Source organism: Neptunicella marina (genome assembly GCF_014270035.1).
Classification (GTDB): Bacteria; Pseudomonadota; Gammaproteobacteria; order Enterobacterales; family Alteromonadaceae; genus Neptunicella; species Neptunicella marina.
In genome coordinates, this window is sequence record NZ_JACNEP010000007.1 from 42,620 (window position 1) to 62,512 (window position 19,893).

The 19,893-nt window shown below is 42.9% G+C and carries 20 protein-coding genes and 1 pseudogene; 8 read left to right on the top strand and 13 right to left on the bottom strand.

Translation table 11 applies throughout. The annotated features are described in order from the left end of the window. The first annotated feature begins 159 nt into the window (after positions 1 to 159). Entirely contained in the window at positions 160 to 2,541 is a 2,382-nt protein-coding gene (locus H8B19_RS10165; protein ID WP_186506775.1) for a zinc-dependent metalloprotease, read from the top strand. 39 nt (positions 2,542 to 2,580) lie between these two features. Further along, complete coding sequence (locus H8B19_RS10170; RefSeq protein ID WP_186506777.1) at positions 2,581 to 3,561, top strand: hypothetical protein; 981 nt, start codon at positions 2,581 to 2,583, stop codon at positions 3,559 to 3,561. Here the strand turns inward: H8B19_RS10170 and H8B19_RS19150 are convergent. The 5 genes from H8B19_RS19150 to H8B19_RS10195 form a co-directional block, all read right to left on the bottom strand. Next, positions 3,551 to 5,029 carry a methyl-accepting chemotaxis protein gene (locus tag H8B19_RS19150; protein WP_186506778.1) on the bottom strand — a complete coding sequence of 493 codons (1,479 nt, stop codon included), beginning with the start codon at positions 5,027 to 5,029 and terminating at the stop codon, positions 3,551 to 3,553. The genes H8B19_RS10170 and H8B19_RS19150 overlap by 11 nt on opposite strands. Then, the gene (locus tag H8B19_RS10180; protein ID WP_338401518.1) at positions 5,029 to 5,571 is read right to left on the bottom strand and encodes a PAS domain-containing protein; all 543 of its coding nucleotides are present in this window, start codon (positions 5,569 to 5,571) and stop codon (positions 5,029 to 5,031) included. The genes H8B19_RS19150 and H8B19_RS10180 overlap by 1 nt, the downstream gene beginning before the upstream one ends. Before the next feature lie 94 nt (positions 5,572 to 5,665). After that, the gene (locus H8B19_RS10185; protein ID WP_186506780.1) at positions 5,666 to 6,895 is read right to left on the bottom strand and encodes an RNA polymerase sigma factor; all 1,230 of its coding nucleotides are present in this window, start codon (positions 6,893 to 6,895) and stop codon (positions 5,666 to 5,668) included. Then, complete coding sequence (locus tag H8B19_RS10190; protein ID WP_186506782.1) at positions 6,888 to 7,241, bottom strand: YciI family protein; 354 nt, start codon at positions 7,239 to 7,241, stop codon at positions 6,888 to 6,890. The genes H8B19_RS10185 and H8B19_RS10190 overlap by 8 nt, the downstream gene beginning before the upstream one ends. 110 nt (positions 7,242 to 7,351) lie before the next feature. Further along, positions 7,352 to 8,749 (bottom strand): PhoH family protein, encoded by a 1,398-nt coding sequence (locus tag H8B19_RS10195; RefSeq protein ID WP_186506783.1) that lies wholly within the window; start codon positions 8,747 to 8,749, stop codon positions 7,352 to 7,354. A 313-nt stretch (positions 8,750 to 9,062) separates the two neighbouring features. Here H8B19_RS10195 and rapA point away from each other — a divergent pair, with 313 nt between their 5' ends. The 3 genes from rapA (at position 9,063) to H8B19_RS10210 (ending at position 13,454) form a co-directional block, all read left to right on the top strand. Beyond that, positions 9,063 to 11,894, top strand: a complete 2,832-nt coding sequence (gene rapA, locus H8B19_RS10200; RefSeq protein ID WP_186506988.1) for an RNA polymerase-associated protein RapA — start codon at positions 9,063 to 9,065, stop codon at positions 11,892 to 11,894. Beyond that, positions 11,891 to 12,553: a bifunctional tRNA pseudouridine(32) synthase/23S rRNA pseudouridine(746) synthase RluA gene (gene rluA, locus H8B19_RS10205; RefSeq protein WP_186506784.1), complete on the top strand. Its 663-nt coding sequence runs from the start codon at positions 11,891 to 11,893 to the stop codon at positions 12,551 to 12,553. Before rapA ends, rluA begins: the two co-directional genes overlap by 4 nt. Before the next feature lie 91 nt (positions 12,554 to 12,644). Next, positions 12,645 to 13,454, top strand: coding sequence for a DUF3530 family protein (locus H8B19_RS10210; RefSeq protein ID WP_186506785.1), 810 nt, complete (start codon positions 12,645 to 12,647; stop codon positions 13,452 to 13,454). A 38-nt stretch (positions 13,455 to 13,492) separates the two neighbouring features. Here H8B19_RS10210 and H8B19_RS10215 read toward each other — a convergent pair whose 3' ends face one another. Beyond that, positions 13,493 to 14,062, bottom strand: a complete 570-nt coding sequence (locus tag H8B19_RS10215) for a TetR/AcrR family transcriptional regulator (protein WP_186506786.1) — start codon at positions 14,060 to 14,062, stop codon at positions 13,493 to 13,495. Between the two features lie 129 nt (positions 14,063 to 14,191). On the opposite strand from H8B19_RS10215, the gene H8B19_RS10220 reads away from it, so the two are divergent. Further along, entirely contained in the window at positions 14,192 to 14,740 is a 549-nt protein-coding gene (locus H8B19_RS10220; protein WP_186506787.1) for a carboxymuconolactone decarboxylase family protein, read from the top strand. 347 nt (positions 14,741 to 15,087) lie between these two features. Beyond that, positions 15,088 to 15,315, top strand: a complete 228-nt coding sequence (locus tag H8B19_RS10225; protein ID WP_194362701.1) for a hypothetical protein — start codon at positions 15,088 to 15,090, stop codon at positions 15,313 to 15,315. 47 nt (positions 15,316 to 15,362) lie between these two features. On the opposite strand, the pseudogene H8B19_RS10230 reads toward H8B19_RS10225, so the two are convergent. Then, positions 15,363 to 15,662 (bottom strand): annotated as a pseudogene (locus H8B19_RS10230) (thymidylate synthase); the annotation flags it as partial. A 399-nt stretch (positions 15,663 to 16,061) separates the two neighbouring features. On the opposite strand from H8B19_RS10230, the gene H8B19_RS10235 reads away from it, so the two are divergent. Beyond that, positions 16,062 to 17,060, top strand: a complete 999-nt coding sequence (locus H8B19_RS10235) for a competence protein CoiA family protein (protein WP_186506789.1) — start codon at positions 16,062 to 16,064, stop codon at positions 17,058 to 17,060. 373 nt (positions 17,061 to 17,433) lie between these two features. Here the strand turns inward: H8B19_RS10235 and H8B19_RS10240 are convergent, their stop codons facing one another. From H8B19_RS10240 to H8B19_RS10265, 6 genes are all read right to left on the bottom strand, one after another. Then, positions 17,434 to 17,694: a DUF5676 family membrane protein gene (locus H8B19_RS10240; protein WP_186506790.1), complete on the bottom strand. Its 261-nt coding sequence runs from the start codon at positions 17,692 to 17,694 to the stop codon at positions 17,434 to 17,436. 78 nt (positions 17,695 to 17,772) lie between these two features. After that, on the bottom strand, positions 17,773 to 18,141 hold the full coding sequence (locus H8B19_RS10245) for a cation transporter (protein WP_186506791.1): 369 nt from the start codon (positions 18,139 to 18,141) through the stop codon (positions 17,773 to 17,775). Positions 18,142 to 18,158: 17 nt separating this feature from the next. Beyond that, positions 18,159 to 18,569 (bottom strand): hypothetical protein, encoded by a 411-nt coding sequence (locus tag H8B19_RS10250; protein WP_186506792.1) that lies wholly within the window; start codon positions 18,567 to 18,569, stop codon positions 18,159 to 18,161. Then, positions 18,553 to 19,218, bottom strand: a complete 666-nt coding sequence (locus H8B19_RS10255; protein WP_186506793.1) for a methyltransferase family protein — start codon at positions 19,216 to 19,218, stop codon at positions 18,553 to 18,555. The genes H8B19_RS10250 and H8B19_RS10255 overlap by 17 nt, the downstream gene beginning before the upstream one ends. Next, positions 19,211 to 19,543 (bottom strand): DUF2933 domain-containing protein, encoded by a 333-nt coding sequence (locus H8B19_RS10260; RefSeq protein ID WP_186506794.1) that lies wholly within the window; start codon positions 19,541 to 19,543, stop codon positions 19,211 to 19,213. The genes H8B19_RS10255 and H8B19_RS10260 overlap by 8 nt, the downstream gene beginning before the upstream one ends. After that, the gene (locus H8B19_RS10265) at positions 19,533 to 19,886 is read right to left on the bottom strand and encodes a P-II family nitrogen regulator (RefSeq protein WP_186506795.1); all 354 of its coding nucleotides are present in this window, start codon (positions 19,884 to 19,886) and stop codon (positions 19,533 to 19,535) included. Before H8B19_RS10265 ends, H8B19_RS10260 begins: the two co-directional genes overlap by 11 nt. Positions 19,887 to 19,893: the final 7 nt, after the last annotated feature.

Here is a 19,893-nt window from a genome sequence, read left to right on the forward strand (position 1 = left end):
AATCAAAATAGGATGCCGGAGTGTAAAACAAATTATGTGCAAAGCCAAAAATAAGGCGAGTTAATTGTGTCTGACTTTGCAAAGTTAATCATCAGTTTACGCTGTTTTTTTAAGCGCCAAATGGGTAAGGTGTAAACATCATTTTCAAGGATAGTCATTATGTTACGCCTGATAGTTTGTTGTGTTTGTTTTGTCTCATCGTTTTCGTCACTGGCGGCCTTTTCCGATCTCAGCCGTTTTACTCAGGGCTTTAATCATCAGCAAGGTTATTTTGATCTTTATTACGACAATAACTCCGGCAAGGTCTATCTGGCGGTAGATAAGTTACATCTGCCCTTTTTGTTTCAAAGCAGCTTGCCACAGGGTGTAGGCTCCAATGACATTGGTCTGGACCGCGGACAGTTAGGCGATACGCGTCTGGTGCAGTTTGAACGTTTTGGCAATAAGGTGTTGTTACGTCAGCTTAATACCACTTATCGTGCCGATTCCAACAACCTGTCAGAACAACAAAGTGTCGATGAGGCCTTTGCCGATTCGGTACTGGCCGGATTTATGATTGTGGCGGCAGATAACCGTGCGTTATTGATTGATTACACCGATTTTTTATTATCGGATATTCATGGCATTGCTCAGCGTCTGGAACAACAGCAACAGGGAAAATTTAAACCTGATGCTAATCGCAGCGGTGTATATGTTCCGCGCACTAAAGCCTTTATACAAAACACCGAACTGGAATCCCTGGTTACCTTTAGCGCAAAAACGGGCGGTAAGCTGTTGGCCAGCGTCACACCTGATGCCAGCTCAGTCACGGTTCATCTGCATCATTCATTGATCCGATTGCCTGATGCCGGATACACACCACGTGAATTCGACCCGTTTTCCGGCTATCAGCTGGTTGATTATTATGATTATGCAGCCGCACTGAATGAGCCCATGCATAAAAAACTGATCCCGCGATATCGGCTGCAAAAAAAGAACCCGGCAGCCAATCACAGTGACGTCGTGAAGCCCATTATCTATTATCTTGATCCCGGCATTCCTGAGCCGATTAGAAGCGCGCTGCGCGACGGTGCCATGTGGTGGGCACAGGCCTTTAATGCACTGGGCTACGATAATGCATTTGATGTGCGTGATTTACCCCAAAACGCTGATCCGATGGATGTGCGTTATAACGTCATTCAATGGGTGCACAGGGCAACGCGGGGCTGGTCCTATGGTTCATCTGTGGTCGACCCGCGCACCGGCGAAATAATAAAAGGCCATGTTACCCTCGGTTCTTTGCGTGTGCGTCAGGATTATTTAATTGCACTTGGTCTCACCAGTCCGTTTAAACAAGGCAATGCCGACACTGAGGCGCAACAACAAATGGCTCTGGCACGAATTCGCCAACTGGCTGCACATGAAGTGGGTCATACACTTGGTCTGGCGCATAATTTTGCCGCCAGTGAACATCAAATGGCGTCAGTAATGGATTATCCACATCCATATTTGTATGTTAAAAACCAGCAGGTACAAATCGATCAGGCTTATCCCAGTGGATTAGGCATGTGGGATATGTACAGCATCGCCTATGGCTATAAAACCTTTGATTCGTCGCAGGATCCTAAACAGGCTTTAACAGCGTTATCGGCCAGTGCACGCGCTAATGGACTGACATTTATCACTGACAGAGATGCACGCCCCTCAGACTCTGTCAGTGCATCCGGCAGTTTATGGGACAATGGCAGTGATCCTGTGGCAGAGCTACAACGCATTATTGAGGTGCGTAAGCTCGCCTTAAGCCAGTTTGGGATTAATGCCATCGCCGAAAACATGCCCTTATCCTCCTTGCAAACCTCACTGGTACCCATTTATTTATTACATCGATATCAACTGGCGGCAGCGGCTAAACTGATTGGTGGCATTAACTATAGTTATGAATTAAAGGGACAATCATCGGCTGCCATTGGCACGCAACCCGTGGATTTTGCCAGACAACAGGCGGCAGTAAAAACCATATTATCCACGCTAAATAGTGAGTTTTTGCAGTTATCACCACAGCTGATAAAACTTATCCCGCCTTTTGCCTTTGGTGATAGCAGAACACGAGAAGATTTTAGCAGCCGTAACGGCCTGGCGTTTGATCCACTCACTGCCGCTGAAGCAGCAAGTGGTTATGCTGTATCGCAGTTATTAGCCCCGCAGCGCTTAAATCACCTTGCGGTGCAACAGGGTAATCCACTCACCATCAATAAACTTGTACAACAGTTATTTGCTGCGAGCATTCAGGCTAAAACAACTGAGCAGCCCGATAAACTTCAAAGCAGGGTTAATTTTGTGGTGTTAGAACAGCTAATGAAAGTGATTGATGATCAACAATTAGCACCGGCAGTGCGAGCGCAACTGGTTGCCAGTACCAAAGCGTTGCAAAGCTGGCTGCAACAACAAGCGGATAATGCAGATGCGCAACTCATGGCCAGTCAGCTAACTCGCTATTTTAAGACTGGTAAATGGCAGTCGAATTTTAATGTAACCCCCATGCCACCGGGTTCACCCATATAAATAACCTTGACAATGATGGTGCTGGCAACAGATGAAAGCATGACAAAAATAGTGATGAGAACAACACTGAAGAATATTGCAGGCATTGCGCTGGGATTTATCCTGATAAGCCCGGCGGCTAATGCTGAACAGCTGAGTTTTACGCGCAAACAAGAATCCAGCACCATCAATTTTTATTATCAGTGGCAGGATCAGTATCGAAAGCAACATGAGCTGCAAGTCAGTTTTGATAAGCCCACCTTTTTAAGCGCGTTTCGTACCTTTAAATTGTACAAACCCGATGTGGCGGCCAAACATACCCTAATGGCGATGCGCAAAGAGGCTGCGCAAGTTGATCCTAAACAAGCCACCATTCGTGTACGCAAACGTAATGATGAAATCAGCGTACAAGTGCGCTCGCAGGATAAAAATCAAATTGATAAATGGCTGGCTCGTTTTAAAACACTTCAACAACAAAGCTTTGAGCAATATCTTAATGACAATTATTACATTGAGTTTACTAATACCTTGCGCCAACAAGGCGTAAAACCGAATCATGTAAAGTTTGCGCGCGATTCGGTGGCATTACTGCAACCACTGGTTAAAGCGTTTCAACAACTGATAGAGCAAAACAAACTTAATCAGCGCAGCGGTATAGAGCTGGTCGCCAGCTGGGTGCAGTCTATTCCTTACGACACACTGGAAAACCGCTTAACCTCCAACGGTGCAGGGTTTGCACCACCGAATCGATTAATGTTGGACAATAAAGGGGATTGCGACAGTAAAACTGTGCTTGCTGCGGCGCTATTACATGGCCTGTATCCGGATATGCCAATGACCTATATTTTCCTGCCGAATCACGCGCTCATGGCAGTGAGTATTCCACATAAGCGCAAAGAGCAATTTATTACATATCAGGGTAATGATTATTTTTATCTTGAACCGGTGGGCCCAGCACCAACTAAGCTACATGAATTATCACCGCTTAGTCAGCGCGCCATAGGCAACCAACAACAGCAATTTGAAACCATTACCTTTTAGCGTATTTCTGACGTACTAAATCATTAATACAGCCAATGACATCTTTGCTGGAGTCTTCCGCTTTACCAATATTATCGACAATGCTTTGCAGAACATCATCACTGCCCATCCAGTCACCTTTAACTAATTCTATGGCGCGGTGCGTATGGTTATGAACTTTAGCATGATGAGACTCAAGTTCTTTATAGGCCGGCAGACCTTCGAAGCGATTTTTGCCCTCGCCTTCGTAATACCATTTACCCAAACGACAGGAAAAATGATTCACTTTAACGGCATTGCTTTCTTCACCTTCGCCGCCCTTTTCTAATGCGATATAGCCGTTTTGTTTGTAGATAACATGATCCAGGTTCACTAACGATGAGAAGGCCCGATCTTTGGTTTCATTCATTAAATCGATGGTGGATTGCGATGCCTCTGCAAAATGGTCGAAGTTTTGCTGGAAACTAATCACGTCTTCACCAATTTGCTGACTTTGACCACTGACTGCGAGAGTTTGGCTAACCATGCTATCGATGCTTTCTCGCAGATTATTAATAATGTTACTGATCTCTGCTGTTGAGTTACGGGTGCGATCAGCAAGGCTACGTACCTCATCGGCAACAACGGCAAAGCCCCTTCCTGCCTCCCCTGCACGTGCCGCTTCTATCGAGGCATTGAGTGCCAGCAAGTTAATTTGCTCGGCAATTTCGGTAATGATTTTGATGGTTTCTGAAATACGCACACTTTCATCACCTAAATGTCGCGCTGCACTTTCCACACTTGTCATTCTGTCGTTAACATCAACCAGCGAATTTTTGAGTCCTGCCACCGTGGTTTGACTTTTTTGTGCGCCTTCACGGCTGGTATTGGCGATTTCCAGCACGTCTTCCATGCAATCGGATAGTTCGGTTAACTCTTTTTGGCTGTTTTTCAGATTAAAAATCAATTTACCGGTATTTAAATGATGCAATTCACTCATTAAACGGTTCTGGCGGGAAAAGTTGTAAGCGTTTTCCATAGCATTAATAGCTTTGTTTACATTAACCATAGAAGCCGCGAATTCGGCCGGTAAACCTTGCTCAAAGCCTTTACGGAAAAACTCATGATTACTGGCACGTTGAAATGAACTGGATAACTCTTTTATGGTGACTTCAACAATATCCAGTAAATCATTAACTGCCCAGGCGACTTGCCCAATTTCTCCCATTCCGCGGGTATCGGTAATGCGTGCTTGTGTATCTCCTTCTCTGGCCGCATTCAATGTATCTTTAATTTTATCCACCACAGCTAATGTGCGGTTGTTATGAAAGTTAGCGTAGTATGCAAAGCCAATGGTAATCAGCGGGATCAAAAACGTATGCAAACTGAAACCATGATCAAAAAGCTGAATCGCCACAGCAAGCAACACAAAAAATACAAAAATAAAACACACTATCAGGAATTTTTGTTTTAGAAACGGGATGTTACGGCTGATATTATTAGTCGTCATCAGGAAGCATCCTTTAAATGTTTTAAATACAACCCCATTGCATACTGCTCATAAGTCATATCAAAATTTGATTGAATATGTTGCTCAACCCAGCTCCAGGATGCCTCCGCCGCACCACTACGGTTGGCGCCTTTTTCCAGTTCCTTCATCTGTGCATAAATAGCTTCCATTGTGTTAATAGTTTCAACCGGAGCACAGCGCCTAACTGAAAAATAGCCGGTCACCTGACCATGTAAGATATCGGGGGTGATATTGGCAAATACCCAGTAATAACCATTAGATGAGGTACGATTTTTTACAAAACCAAAAAATTCTTTTCCCGACTTTAAGGTTTTCCATAATCCATAAAATACCCCTCTGGGCATATCGGGATGGCGAATAACGTTATGATCTTTTCCCAGCAACTCTTTTTCAGAAAAATCGGACACGCGCATAAAGGTACGATTTGCATATTTAATTTTTCCCTGCAAATCGGTTTTACTAATAATCAATTCGTTTTGCGCAAACCTGACTTCCTGCCCACTTCCATATTTTCCGGACACATATCCCCCTGATAACTTACTAATATTGTTTTATTTTCAATCAATTAAATATATATCGACAATAAGTAAGGTCAAATGAGGTGTTAATGATGAATTAGTGACAACGACCGCTAAATTGCTCGTCATTTCGCAGCAGCAACTGTTGAATAAATTCACGCTCACTTTGATTTTGTGTGAGTTGATAGGCAAGTTGCAGATCATCTCCTACTCTGCTTTTATCACCAAGTTGATGGTAATATTCAGCTCGTACCAAATAAAAAGGATGATAGTGTTTCAAAGGCTCAACTAATTGTTCTAATTCTCTTTTTGCAGCGTTAAATGCATTTAGTTTAATTAGTACTACAACCCGATTGACCGCGACAACATGACTTTTGCTTAATTGCCATAGCTTGTCATATAACATCAGAATTTCTGGCCAGTGAATGCCAGACTGATTATCACATTGCAATGATGCAATGGCCGCTTGTAACTGAAACGGACCAGGGCATTGTTTTAATGCCAGTGATGAATCGAGGATTGTCTGGCCTGCCTGGATTTGTTCGAGAACCCATAAACTCCGTTGCTGTTCATAAAGTGGCACTATTGCACCATCCAATTTGACTCTGGCTTGTGCTCTGCCATCCAGAATCAGCATGAGTGACCAAAGGCCTAGCACTTCCGCATTGTTTGCATAGTGATTTGCAATAAGTTCTGTCAGTGACATAGCCAGTTTACACAGTTCACGAGACATGAGTTCCGATTGTGCGGTAGCAACATAACCTTCGTTAAATAACAGGTATAAACAGGTCAAGACGCTGTTTAAACGCTGATAAAGGTGCTTATCGTGTGGGATGCTATACGCAATTCCTGCCTGACTAATTTTTTGCCGTGCCCGTAATAAGCGCTGTTCCATCGCTTTAGGTTTAACCAATAATGCTCGCGCAGTTTGTTCAAGAGAGAAGTTGAGCACCAAACGTAACGTCAGTGCCACTTGTGCAGCGGGATCTAACGAAGGGTGGCAACAAATGAAAATAAGCTTGAGTAATTCATCATCCAGCAAAGAACTAAGCTGTTCATCGTCAATATCGCTAAACTGTTGTTCTTCAATATACTCAACAGGCTGTCGACACTGACGTAAAAAATCTATCGCCTTATTGCGAGCCACTTTATATAACCATGCTTGTGGCGCCGCTGGGATCTCCGATTGCCAGTGATACCAAGCCTTAATTTTTACCTCCTGCAATAAGTCTTCAGCGTCATCAATATTAGAAACGAGACGAATAAGATAGGCTCTTATCCGTCCCGAATATTGCTGCAGAATTTGCTCGATAATGCGTTTATGCATCGACGTCTAATATGGGTCGGATTTCAATACTGCCTGTTTTTGCGGCAGGAATTTGGGCAGCGTAAGACATGGCTTCATCCAGGTTCTGGCACTCAAGAATATAATAGCCGCCGAGTTGTTCACGGGTTTCAGCAAAAGGTCCGTCTGTGCTGAGCATTTGGCCATCTTTCACTCTGACAGTCGTTGCTGTTGCCACTTCTTTAAGTGGATCCCCTGCAATCAATACACCTTTAGCCTGCATCTCCTCGGTAAACCCCATATATTCGCCAAACAGCGCATGTTGTTCATGTTCTGGCAAGCTCGCGAATTTTGCTTCATTCTCGTAAATCAAAAACATGTATTTCATTGCAATTTTCCCTATATTCAATAAGTTATAAAAAAAGCACGAAGCGAAATGACTACGTGCTTTTGTATAACGAATAACAAGTGCAAATTCCTACACTTTAATCATCTTTTTTACATATTCACTTCTGCATATTCTGCCAGGCGACTGCGTACTACCCCATCCAGATTGACCGTCGCACTACCAGAGAAGTCTTTAAACTTCTCGACTAAATAGGTTAATCCGGAGGTAACCGGACTTAAATAGTTGCTATCAATTTGCGCCAAATTACCACTACAAACCAGTTTGGTGCCCTGACCACAACGGGTAATAATGGTTTTTAGCTGAGATGCGGTAAGGTTTTGACATTCATCCAGCAATACCACTGCATTTTGAATACTACGTCCACGCATAAAGTTAATCGATTTAAACTGGATATTGGCTTTATCCATGATGTAGTTCATTGAACTGTGGGAATGTTCATCATTTTTATGCAGCACTTCCAGCGAATCGGTGATAGCAGCCAACCATGGTGCCATTTTTTCCTCTTCGGTTCCGGGCAAAAAGCCGATGGATTCAGCGATTTCCGGCGTACTGCGTGTGACGATAATTTTATCGTACATTTTGGTTTCTATGGTGGTTTCAAGGGCTGCCGCCAGCGCCAGCAGAGTTTTACCACTTCCCGCAGGGCCGGTTAAAATGACTAAATCGATATGCGGGTCAAGTAAGGCATGTAATGCCATCGCCTGACCAATATTTTTAGGTGTAATGCCCCAGGCGTTGCGCCCCATCATGCGCTCATAACCTAAATCGAGCACCTCTAAATGCTCTTCTGTGGCGGATTCCACAATACCAGCAAAATGCTGGGTATCATCAATTAAAAACTCATTGATATACGCTTCCGGCAAAACGCTGCGCTCTATGGTATGAATGGTGTCGCGACCTTCCGTGCGGCTTTCTACCGATTTGACTTTCTGCCAGAAATCTCCTTCAAAATGATGGAAACCTTTACTTAGATATTTGATATCAGAAATCAGCTGATCGGTACGGTAATCTTCAACATATTTCATGCCCGCGCCTTTTGCTTTAAGGCGCATATTGATGTCTTTGGTGACCAGAATCACCTGTCGGTTGGTTTTATGGCGTTGCAAATACAAAGCGGCATTGATTATGCGATTGTCGTTTTCATTGCTGGTAAACACACTTTGTGTTTCGCTGAGGTTGTAATCAGCAAAAATAGATAAAGTGCCCGTGGGAGCGGTTGTACCAGATCCCAAACCAGCCAAAGGTACCCCAGCAACAATGTCCTCGGGTGATGCATTGTGCATCACATCTTCCATCGCCCTGATCGACACCCTTGCATCACGTGATACATCTTTTTTACTGTCTTTGATGTAATCAAGTTCTTCAAGTACTGTCATGGGAATGACAACGTCGTTTTCTTTAAAGGATAAAAAGGCAAAGGGTTCGTGCAGAAGGATGTTGGTATCTAAAACGTAGATTTTACTTTTAATGACTTCTTTTTCGGGCATTAGCAACTCCGGCTGAACTAGGGTAATTCGTCCATGCAGGCCTCAAAGATGGAAGGCACTTAGCCAAAGCAGACTACCTGATTTTGAGGTCTGCGTTTTTCGTTGTTTACATTGACACCTTAGAACACTTTTTCATCGCGATCACTCATTTTGTGCATTATTTGGCAGGTTAATTTTCTGTTTGGATTTCAACGCTTATAGATATGAACAAATAAGAAACAATTGAAACCAAAACGTCACAAAAACTTACTCAAAAGCAGGCTAAATCTGACAAATTAGCTAAATTGCATATATAATCCCGCTCCATTTTTTGATGAGGGTCATTATGAGTTTTTCACCGGGACAGCGCTGGTTAAGCGATACAGAAGTAGATTTAGGTTTAGGAACGGTTATCGACGTTAATCATCGCAACGTGACTATCTTGTTCCCCGCTACTGGTGAAAGTCGGGTCTATGCAACCCAAACGGCTCCCCTCACCCGCCTGGCATTAGAGCCCGGCGAGAGTGTAAAATCTCATGAAGGCTGGCAAATGCAAATTGCGTCAGTTTCCGAAAAGCAAGGTTATCTGACCTACCACGGTCAACGCGAAGATACCGGTGAAACGGTCGAGTTAGTTGAAACCTTTGTTGACCACCATATGCAATTGAACCAGCCGCATAAGCGTCTATTTAACGCTCAGTTTGATGGTCCAAAATGGTTCGATTTACGCAGCGACTGCTGGCAAGCACAACACCAATATCAACGCTCAGAATTACGTGGATTCTTAGGCGCACGTGTTGATCTCATTCCCCATCAATTACATATTGCCAGCCAGGTTGGTCAACGTTATGCGCCTCGCGTATTGTTATCTGATGAAGTTGGATTAGGTAAAACCATTGAAGCGGCGATGATTATTCATCAACAAATTCAAAGTGGCCGTGCCAGTCGCGTGTTAATTATTGTGCCATCCAGCTTAATGCACCAGTGGCTGGTGGAAATGTTGCGCCGGGTTAATTTGTCATTTTCTATTTTTGATGAAGAGCGCTGTCAGTCCATGCTGGAAGAAGGCGGCAACCCCTTTGACAGTGAACAGTTAGTATTATGTAGTTTAGAATTTTTGGCTGAAAACAACGGCTATTTTCAGCAAGCGCTCGAAAGTGAATGGGACTTAATGGTAGTGGATGAAGCGCACCATTTAAGCTGGTCGGTTGATGCGCCATCCGATGAATATGTGTTAATAGAACAACTGGCCCAAAAGATTAAAGGGGTATTGCTTTTAACCGCCACACCTGAGCAACTTGGTCATGAAAGCCATTTTGCGCGTTTACGTTTGCTTGATGCTGATCGTTTTCACGATTATCAGCAATTTTTACAACAAGAAGAGCAATATGCCGCGCTGGCACAAGCGATTACGCCATTATTAAATGGTGAACAACTAAGCGAACAGGACAAACAAGCCATTGCCCCATTTGTTAGCACGGAGCCAGAGTTGCTGGATACGCTCGATAGCAGCAATCAGGCGCAATGTGACAAACTCATTGCTCACTTGTTGGATTGTCATGGCACCGGGCGTTTATTGTTCCGTAATTCACGTGCGGGGATTAGTGGCTTTCCCAAGCGTCAGCTGATTACCCATGCATTAACCTTACCCGATTTTTATCGAGACCGTTATGAGGGCATGCCAGAAAATCTGCTCGTGCCAGAAAGACATCCTCTTTTATTAGATACCTGGCACAAATTTGATCCGCGTGTTGACTGGTTTATCGAGTTTTTACAACAACACAAAGGGCAAAAAATACTGACGATCTGTACCCATGCAGCCACCGCAATTAAACTGGCTGAAGCAGTACGTGTCAACTCAGGTATTCGTACGTCTGTTTTTCATGAAGGCATGAGCATAGTCGAACGCGATAAAGGCGCGGCTTACTTTGCGCAGCAGGAAGACGGAGCCCAGGTTCTGATTTGTAGTGAAATTGGTAGTGAAGGCCGTAATTTCCAGTTCGCGCACCATTTGGTGTTATTTGATTTGCCAGAAGTGCCCGACTTATTAGAGCAACGAATTGGTCGTCTGGATCGTATTGGTCAGAAATCAGATATCGAAATACACGTGCCTTATTTTGCTGATACCGCGCAGCAAGTATTGCTCAACTGGTACCATCAGGGTTTACATGCCTTTGAGCATACATGCCCGACAGGCAGTGCCGTATTAGAACAGGTGCGCACTCAGTTAACACAAGCGCTGCAAGCACCAGACGATAGTGAGATTCAGCAACAGCTAATTTCAAGCACTGCAGAATTACACCAGTCATTTAAACAACAACTGGAACAAGGCCGCGACAAACTTCTGGAGATCAACTCATCAGGTAAAGGTCGCATCGAAAGTTTTATTGAAAAGTTACGCGATGCCGATGAATCCGTAGAACTTGAAAAGTTCATGACCAACCTGCTGGATGTGATTGGTGTGTTGCAAGATGAAAACGATGAAACCAGTTACATATTAAAGCCAACAGAAGCCATGCATCACAGTTTGCCAGGCGTCGATGAAGAAGGCACCATGGTCACCTATGAGCGTGAAACTGCGCTTAAGTTTGAGCAAATTCAGTTTTTAAACTGGGACCATCCCATGGTGCAATACGCACAGGACAGCGTATTAGCCGATGTGAAAGGTAAAGCCAGTATTGCAGTACACCAAAATACCCAATTACCTGTGGGTTATTTCTGGCTCGAAGGTGTGTTTGTGGTGTCAGCCAAAGCGCCAAAAAGCATGCAGTTACAGCGCTTTTTACCCGCAACACCAATTCGTATTTGTGTTGATGCAAAAGGTCAGGCTTGTGAACCCGCGTTTAAAGATTTAATTAAACTTAAGTTCAAAACCGCCAAGGCGCTGGTAAGTGCTTTAGCACCGCAAGTTGAAAAGCAACTGCCGGTATTAGAGGCATTAGCCCAAAAATCAGCAGACAAAGTAATAAAACAAGCACAAAAAAGTATGCAAGAATTACTCAGCGAAGAATTACATCGGATGCGTACATTACAAAAGCAAAATCCGAGTATTCGCGACGAAGAAATTGAGCACCTTGAAACGCAAATTAAGGCTCTTAGCCAAAGTATCAGTGGTGCAGACTTGCAGTTTGAAGCCGTACGGTTAGTGGTAAATACCCATCAATGACATTATTGCATTATCAGCCGCCGCTCTATCCTTATCTGAATATTTTGTATCGGGACGATGATTTTATCGTCCTGAACAAACCGAGTGGTTTATTAAGCGTACCGGGTAAAGCAACTGAACATAAAGACAGTCTGCAACTCAGAGTACAGCGCGTATTCCCCACAGCGACCATTGTGCATCGCCTGGATATGGCAACATCGGGCGTGATGGTAATGGCGTTGAATAAAGCGGCACATCGCCATATTTCACTGCAGTTTGAAAAGCGCCTGACCAAAAAACGTTATTTTGCACGGGTATTTGGCAAGGTGGCTGATTCTGAGGGGTTGGTCGATTTACCGTTAATTTGTGACTGGCCAAACCGGCCAAAACAGATGGTGGATTTTGAACGAGGTAAACCCGCGCAAACCAACTGGAAGCGTGTGCAACAATTTGACGGCTATGCCGTTATGGAGCTCACTCCCATAACCGGACGTTCTCATCAACTCAGAGTGCATATGTTAAGTCTGGGGCATCCCATTTTGGGGGATCGTCTGTATGCCCATGAGCAGGCCAAAAGCATGGCACCACGTTTACAATTGCATGCGCAATTACTCACGTTTACCCATCCAACTAACAACACTCAATTAAGCTTTGAAGCTCCATGTGAGTTTTTAGCTTAATTCGCGATTTAAGTTGCAGAATCTGCTTCTTTTTCCGATATAGAGAAATATGAAGCCTCAATTTTTCTATTCCTTAGCATGTGTAGTCCTGATGCAATTTGCGTCAGGGCAATCTTATGCGCAACAAAATAATCAACATTTGTATTCGCAGGATCTGTCTTATTATGCCCCCACTGCTCAGGTGGAAACGCTGGAGGTAAATGGGCAGCAACTATCGCTGTTGCGCCACGATGCGGATACCGCTTCAGTGAAAGGTTTAGCGTTATTAATCAGTGACTTTAGTCGCCCTTCAGCCAGTAATTTGCATCAGCTAAGTAAACGGTTAAATCGTGCAGGTTGGCAAACGCTCATTATTCCGGCTCCTGTCACGTTAGAGCTGACTAATCTGGATTTAAGCCAGGAACAAGCAGACAGACAGCAGCAATTAGCCAACTCATTTCGTAAAGGTGAATTTGTTGACCAACAAGCCGCCGAGCAATTAGAACAGACGTTTTTGTCACAGATGCAAACGATTAATCAGTCAGTAAATCAGCCATCAGGATTCAGATTGGTCATCGCACAAGGCATGTCTGCCGCCTGGTTGGCAAAAATCTATCAGGAGAAAAAACTGCCGGCACCCGATGCGTTAGTTGCTATTGGGCCGTATTTTCCACAGTGGCAATTAAATCAGCAACTTGGGGAGATGTTGGCAGGCATGACAGCACCAGTGCTTGATTTATATTCAAACTCCGACAATAACTGGGTGACCAGTACCAGTGAACGACGTCGTATCGAAGCGCAAAAAGCCTTTAAGGTACATTATCGACAAAGGCTGGTTGCCGGATTTGCATCCAATGCAACAGAACCAAGTGGCTTTATCAGCCGGGAAATAACTGGCTGGGTAAAATCAATGGGATGGTAGGCAGATATGCTGCCTTTAATATCGATGATCTGAACCGATTAATTAAGATGTGAAAAGATGTCATCGATCATATCCAGTACTTCCTGTCGCTGCGGTTTATTTTTAGCATAAAGCCTCAATCCCATCAGCTGCATTTGTAACCATTTTGCTAATCTGGCAGGGTTTGCATCAGTCCTCAGCTCACCGCATTCTTTACATTGGTTCAAACATTCCGAAAATGTCTCTGCAATACTTTGCAGTCCACACTGAGCGTAGTGAGCCAGTTCTGGCTGACTTTCCTCAAGTTCGGTCACTGTTTTAACCAACAAACACAATGGTTTTTTAGAAAAGTCATCACCATCAATAATCTGACTTTCAAAAAAACGTTTTAACCCTTGTAAAGGACTGTCACTGCTATCGACAAACTCCTGTATCGCTAGCTGAAACTCTTGCACGTATTGTGTTAACGCTTCTTTAAACAAGCCCTCTTTACTTCCAAATCCGGCATAAATACTTCCAGGTCTCATATTCATGCGTAACTGTAAGTCACGCATTTTACTGCCCTGAAAACCAAGCTGCCAAAAAACCTCTTTCGCATTTTCAACTGCCTGAGTGCGGTCATATTTCATTTTTATAACTTATCTGGATTAAATTGAACATTTGTTCAAAATTAACTTGAACGATTGTTCAAGTCAAGTTATCGTTTAAGAAATGCGCATTTACTTACCTATTAAATTTGACTAACTGAGGACAAAACGATGAACGACTTTACGATCTACAATATTCAATCTGCCCCTGAAGCAGCCAAACCATTATTAGAAGGTTCAGTGAAAGATTTTGGCATGGTGCCCAATTTACATGGCGTAATGGCGGCCAGCCCGGCACTGTTGGAAGGCTATAAAAAACTGCATGAACTGGCACAACAAACGTCATTTGATGCTGATGAGCTCACCGTGGTTTGGATGGCAATCAATGTAGAACATGAATGCCACTATTGTGTACCAGCTCATACTGCAATAGCCAAAAGCATGGGTGTCAGCGATGATTTAATTGAAGATTTGCGAAACCAAACTCCAATTAGTGATCTAAAACTTGAAGCCTTACGTGAAGCAACTCTGGCTCTGCTGCGTCAAAGAGGTGTAGTAAACGATACTGATCTTACAAACTTTTTTAATGCCGGTTACGGGCAGCAGCAATTACTGGATATTATTTTAATTCTGTCGCAAAAAGTAATGAGTAACTATGTGAATCATTTAGCTCATACTCCGGTTGATGCCCCTTTCAATAAATTTGCCTGGAATAAGTAATAATACGGCCGGGGTAAGCGTAACACTCCGGTCTATTACGTTTGCAGGGCAGACAATACGCACACTTTCATATTTAAATTTTATTACAAATCAACTAGCTAACAGTAAAAGTGTCGCAAATTGGCGACTTGTTTATTATTTGAGCTATACTATTCGCCAGCAAGATACCGGTAGCAGACTTTCTGCGCTATTGCTCCGGATACCACTATCTGCTGAAGCTAACTATAACAATCATATGAGTATAAAAATTAGTGATAATTCGAAACTTTATTAACGATAGAGCAGGACAGCTTGCATATTATGTCCGTGCTTTCTGGGATTTTAGGATCCCCTATAGCGAGCTAGAATTGTACTTTTGGGATGTGTTAGAAGAATGGTTGAACATTGATTCTAACCCGTCGTCACCCTATAGCAATAAAGAGCGGGTATTCTGGTTTGTATTGCATCAAACTCAGGATTGTAAAGCATCTGAATTGCTAAGCAATCCTGAGATAAGAGCTGAATTGGAAGTATGTTTAGCTTCGCTCGAGGGAAACTGTCCGGTTCCACTCGACTATGTTGGCATTCGCCCTTAATCATCATGCTTTAGATTAAGGGCTGTTTGCCCTATCGTACCGCAGTCCTAAACTGCAAAAGGATATTTAATCGCTTCGTGGTGTTGGTAACCTTCCAACTCAAAATCATCTGTACTTACCCAGCTTTCGATGTCTTCCAGAGATTTAATATCGGGATTGATATGTAATTTAGGTGATGGATAGGGCTCACGTTTCAACTGTACCTCTTTCATCAATTCCAGTTGGTTTTCATATATATGTGCATTAACAATTTTATGGTACGCGCGTCCAGCCTTTAATCCGCTAATTTGTGCCATTAGCGCGAGTAACACAAACACCTGAATTTGATTAAAGTTAAGCCCAAGTGGTTTTATTACCCCAATATAATGCACAATTCGTCTCCATGTAAGCTAAAAATCAACCATGCGGCATTGTGCATTTTCAATTTAAAGGCACTAAAGCTCATAATAGCAACATTCTCTCCTTCACCAAAGGTAGAATTTGGAACGGAAATATATTGTGGCTGAATATCTTACTGCTATAGAACTTCTTTGGCATTCTTAAAGCTAATTAGATCAACATTACTTATTTCCATTTAACTACCTTACCATCCTAATAAATATCGAAAGCCATTCAGGAACAAGCCTTTGTCCAGATATAAGACCATGTATATCAGTTGTGGTTTATTTTACAAGCTTATGCCGTTAGCCTTACCTTAACGACTTCAAAGGTAAGGTTACTTGCCAAGCTAAATTTTTGGACGAAACATGGAAAGCCTAAAAGTACCATATGGACTTGATGACAAAGATAAACTCATTGCTGCGAATCAAGCACTCAAAGGCGAGAGTTATCGCTGTCCGCAGTGTAAGACCTCACTAGTGTTCAGATCTGGTGAACACCGAGCGACTCATTTTGCACATGCGCCTGAGTCACACTGTAGCCTTGAGTCCATTTTACACATAACAGCGAAAGGCTTAATCCTCGAAGCGATGTCAGCTAACGCTTCCGGCAACGCAGTAATTTGTTTGGAAAATCATTGCGAATGCTGTGGTGTTGTCTTCGCAACTGATTTGCCATCAAAAACGTTCACTGATGCAAAGGTAGAGGTTAGAGTCGGCGACTTTATCTGTGATGTTGTTGGCTATCGTGGTACGAACGTAGCTTTGGCTGTAGAAATTTTAAATACACATTCTGTCGATGCTAAAAAGGCAACTAGTTTAGAGGCCTACTGGGTAGAATTAAAAGCCGAGGATGTTTTGCGAGATCCATTCAAATGGGTTCCAACCCAAGCTCGACTGAAGAACACCTACTGCACTGATTGCAAGACACATTTAAAGAATGTTGTAAACCTGTGTGAACACTTCAATATCAACAGATCATTATATTCAGCAATCAAAGATCCAAGGCAAGCTCACTATATTGCCGACATAGAAAAGTGCTTTCGGTGTCACGAGAAAACACCTGTTTTTTGGTGGCATGGCGTACCGTTCTGCGAAAATGAACCGCCTTCACCTAGACCGACTACGATTCAGTACCGCCACTCAAAAAAATACGGTGGATCATATTGGGCAAACACTTGTGCATACTGCAACGCGTTACAGGGAGATAATTTCTTGTTCCTATTTGACAATGCTCCGTTCAAAGGTTTACCTCTATCTCACGAGTCGTCAGGCAACAGTCACCAAACAGGTAATGTTAAGATAGTCACTGGAAACAATGCTGCGATGTCGGAGATGATGAAAGTGATTAAACGTAACTTTGGGTAAGAGAAAAACGAGATGACAGTACCCAACGTGACAGATATGGAATTGAACCTTTGGTGAATGAATCTGAAATCTACCAGCGCGTCGGCGAATTCGTTGTTCCGTTTCAATGGATTGAGAACAAACTCCGGGAGATGCTGTCACGTTCACTCTTGGCAATGTGCACACTACATATAATCACGGCTTAGACTTAGATAGAAAGTCAGCGGAACGACTTTTAGAGCAGCAATCATAACTTGCAAGATAATATTGGTTGTACACCATGCAATTTCCGAAATGAATACACTAACTAATATCGCCATTTTAATATTTATTACATATTCGCATGTGAGTAAAACAACATGCGTTAGTTGACTACTATTTGTATTATTAGCAATCAACTTTGAAGTTGCATATTGTAAATTTTCGCAATTAGCCAACCCAGTATACCGGCCAGAAACGCCCACAGAATTCCCGCTATCAGCGCACCAAATATAGACATGTGCCATCCCATGCCTTTCCAGTCTGTGTGCAACATATTGCCCGTCATATCTGACATCATGTCTGGCAAAGCAATTACGAGTAGGGAACAGATAATCCATATAAGGCCAAACGCTGTCGCACAAGCGACGGCAAAGGCATTTTCACGAATTTTCATATTACATCTCCTTTGGCTATAGAATAGCCTCACTCAGAGTTAATTCTGAGTGAGATTGCACAATGTCTTAAGCTAATTTTACTTCTTCTTGTGAGACCCTTGCGGCACCGTGTGGCAACTCCACGCTTTGTGTGTTGCATTGTCCTTCACATTCTGATCGACAAATTGATAGTAACCTTCCTTCGTATGAGTCCACCAATCGTTATGAAGGTCAGCCCCATGTTTGCGAATGACTTCTTCAATACCATCCAGATTGATATGTGTCGCATCATATGCCAAGTGAATAGCACCTTCTTTGATGTTATAGCTGACGTCATCAATTCCAAAAAGCTTATCAATATCTTCAATTAGGGCATCACAATTACTCTCGTTTACATTGCTGAGCCTTAAGTTTCGAACTACTAAATTAGCTTCTCGTACACCAACTCTGTGATCTAAATCACTCATGTTTGCCTCCAGTAATTTTAGTTTGAATGTTTCTCAGACATGGATGAATGTTCGCCATCCATTTGTGACATCATCATTTCCATCATTTTGAGATGTTTATCTGCCATCTCAATTTGGCTACGCATAGATTGCCCTTCCATTTTCTCGTGCATCATTTGCATCATACCCATCATGGTTTGCATGTGGCTTTTCATCATTTCGTGCTGCTTCTGCGGGTCTTTCTCCGCTTTTATCGCTTCAATCTCCTCCTTCATTGCCATCATTTTTGCATTCATCATATGCATATCATTTCCAGACTTGTTCATTCCCATTTTCATATCAGATTTATCTGAATGTTGGTGTTCATGTCCTTCTATACTTTGGGCTGAAGCTGTTGCCGCCATTAGTATAGACGTTGAAAAAATGAGTGATTTAATGAGTGTTTTCATTATTTTTACCTTCAAAATTAACGTTCAGGTTTGGAATCCAGCTTGGTGTAGTTTTGATATAATTCATATACAGCTCGCCAAATTCAGAAATAGCTAAAGCTTCTTCGCGCTTAGCCAGTTTTACGTACACAACAACTAAAATTGGAAACATGACTAATGTAGGGATGGTCGGCCACTGCAACAAAAAACCGAACATGATCAGAATAAATGCTAGATATTGAGGATGGCGACAACGTGCATACCATCCTGTAGTCGCCAATTGTCGGTTTTTCTGGGCATGGTGCAGTACATTCCACGCTGAAGACAAAATAAAGAAACCTGCAACAATAAACACCATACTGGCGACATGAAATGGGTCCCAATGTGCATCGCCCTTAAGCCCGAAAAAAGTATGAAGCAAATGTCCGTTTTCGTGCGAGTAAAAATTAATGTTTGGGTAATGTTCTGTCAGCCAACCGGACAGCAAATATATCGTCAATGGGAATCCATACATTTCAGTAAACAGAGCTACAATGAATGCAGAAAAAACGCCCAGACTTCGCCAATCCGTCTTCGTCTTTGGCTTTACAAAGCTAAATGCAAAAAAGATGAAAATAGCTGAATTAAGAAATACGAGGGACCAAAGTCCATAATCAGAGGCTTCATTCATGATCTTTCTCCTTTCCATGCGCTTCTTTTCGCCCTTCCTCTAATCCCTGAATGTATCCATCACGATAAGCAGCATTTTTATCGCTCAATTCCTGAAAACTCTCCTGCTTAGTTTCACCGTCAGGAGAGTGGTCGTGTCCGTGTTTACCGTGGCTGCCATGCATGAACATATGCATGAAAGGGCACATCAGTAATATCAGATAAGGGAGAAACTGGAGAACATGATGACCATGTTCAAAGATTAAGAAATAAGTTGCAGCAGCTATAATTGCCAATGCTGCCCAGCCAGTGGGGGTTGACCAAAATTTGGGATGACTATTCTTCATAGCTCCTCCCGGTAGATCTTAAATCGTCACTGGAAACTTCTGCTTTTGAGTTAATCCAATAGAGCTTCTCTACTGGTGAGATACTTACAATCCCTTCACCTTCAACATTCGTATGTGCTGCGTTGAGTAAGATGTCTGCGACATATTCAACATCTCTTTTATCCACATAAATTGTCATCACAATATGTTCGGACAGATGATTGCGATTGTATGTATCTGCATAAGCACCACGCCCGGCAGCTTTATATAAGGTAAACCCCTTGTAGCCGTTCGACAGCAATGCTTCTTCTACTTGGGGTAGCACCAATTCATCAAACGTGGCTGTAATTTGTCTAATATTCATAATGCCT